This window comes from Streptomyces sp. NPDC021356 (genome assembly GCF_040641015.1).
Taxonomy (GTDB): Bacteria; Actinomycetota; Actinomycetes; order Streptomycetales; family Streptomycetaceae; genus Streptomyces.
On the sequence record NZ_JBFACU010000099.1, the window covers coordinates 1 to 2,154 of the forward strand.

At 71.4% G+C, this 2,154-nt stretch carries 1 protein-coding gene; it reads right to left on the bottom strand.

Annotated elements, in window-relative coordinates:
- Nucleotides 1-69 precede the first annotated feature (69 nt).
- Nucleotides 70-1,986, bottom strand: coding sequence for a Helicase associated domain protein (locus AB0G56_RS42110; protein ID WP_360981637.1), 1,917 nt, complete (start codon nucleotides 1,984-1,986; stop codon nucleotides 70-72).
- Nucleotides 1,987-2,154: the final 168 nt, after the last annotated feature.

Below are 2,154 nucleotides of genomic sequence, written 5' to 3' on the forward strand. Positions count from 1 at the left end.
TTCCCTACCTGCCGGGGGCGCGACCCCGCCGCCGGGACCCACCCCCTCTCTCTGTCCTACGACCGATCGCTACCAGCGCATGCCGAGGGCGGTCCATTCCGCCCGCTGCTCGTCGGACAGCTTGTCGGCCCGGCGGCGGGTGTTGTCGACGACGGCACCGAGCTTGATCTCGGTCCCGTCCGGCAGCACCTCCACCGCCTTGCGGGGGACCCGCAGGTGTCCTTCCCGTTCGAAGAACTGCCGGGCGGCCGCGAGGTTGACCGCCCGCGCGGCCTCCCGCCGCCCCACCGGCCTCGCCGCGCCCCCCGCTCCCTCGGGGCCGGCGGGGGCTGGCTCCAGGCCCAGCGACTCCAGGAGGTACTGCTGGGCGGGCATGAGCCGCTCCCACCCGGCGCGCTGCCCGGCCGCCCACGCGCCGAGGTCTTCGCCCTGCACGATGACCGCGCCCGCGACCTCGGGGAGCGGGGCGCCGGCGCGGACGTGTGCCTGACACAGCCGGTAGAAGCGCTGCCACCCCGCATCCCACACCGGACACCACCCCGCATCGATCGCCTCCAGCGCCTCCCTACGCCCCTCGGTCAGCTCCCCAGTGCTCGGTACGCCTGTATCCCCGGCCGCGCGCCGCGCGGCGTTCTGAGCCGCCTTCCGGGCGGCCTGACGCTGATTCTTGGCCCACGTCCCGATGGGCTGCCCCTCCCACACGGCCGTGGCCGGAGGGACGAAGTGGCCGTGCACGTCCGCGTACGAGCGGGCCACGGCCAGCATGCCGTCCCACTCCGTGTAGACCGACCACACCATGCCCAGCGCTTCCAGCTCGGCCACCCGCTCAGCCTCCAGCGCCCCGGCCGCGTAGTACCGGCGCTGATCCGCCAACCACGCACCCAACGGGTAGGAACCGACCTCCGCCCAGTCCTGCGGGCTCCGGAACGCCACCGGCACCGACAGCACCTCCGAACCGGTCTCCCGCAGCCACCGCGACGCGGCCTCGATGCCGCGCCGCCAGTACGCCCCTTCGGGGTCGATGACCCGCAGCCGCACGAACGCAGCCACCGCCGCAGGATCGCGCTCGGTGCTGAACCGCAGCACGCCGGCCGCCGCCGCACTCACCCGCGCCGACCGCTCGGTGCCCTCGGCCTGGTCCTCGTCCTGGTCCCCGGCCGTGTCAGCCAACTCGCCCTCCTCACGGGCGACTTCGCGTCCCTTCGGGCCGCTGCGCGGCCTCGGGTCGGCCAGTGCTTCCACGGTGTCCGTGTCGTGCGCTCGCAGCGCCCCGAGGACCTTCGCCAGGGTCCCGTAGGCGTCCGAGGTGAGCATCGCGTTTTCGTCCTCGTCCGGTCCGAGGAATACCGGCACGATCAGAGTGGCCAGCTTCCCGTGCCCCGGATGCATACGCAGGGCACGCCCGACCATCTGCACGATATCCACCATCGAGCCCCGGGCGTCAGCGAAAAGAACCGAGTCACACTCGGCAGTATCCACCCCTTCACCGAGGACACGAACCGACGAAAGCACCCGCAATTTCGCGAGAACATCACGACCCGAAAATTCATCGCCACCGAGGAAATCGGAAGCGAACTCATCGAGCACCTTCCGCCGGTGCGCGGGAACGTGCTCGCCGTAAAGCCAGTCGGCCCATACCTGTTCTGCGGGCGGGAACGCCTCGGGATCGTCCTCGGCCAACCGCAGCGCTACGCCGGGAATCGTGGCGGCCATGGCTTCCGCCTCCCCGACCCGGGAGTGGAACGAGAGCACCCGCCGGAACCGCTCCGCCGACGCGGCCCGCATCAACCCCGCCGCGATCGCGGACAGCCGCGCCCCGCGCACCCCATCCGACGCCGCATCCCCGGCCTGCAACGCCGCCCACAGCTCAGGATCCCGGATATCCATGCACAGCACCTGATACGGCGCCACCAGGCCCAACCGGATGGCATCCGACAGCTTCAGCTTGTACGCCACGGGACCAAAGACGGGCGAGTCCTCGTCCATGCTCGCCACCAACCGCGGCGTCTCCCCCTCCGCCGCCTCCCAGATCCGGGCCGTGGCCGTCATGTACACCCGCTGTGAGGTTCGGGGAAGGCGCCACTGGGGTGTTCGGGTTTCCGCGTCACTGATGCGGGCTGGTGTTCGTGCTGGTCGGTCAGCATTTCGGTTGGT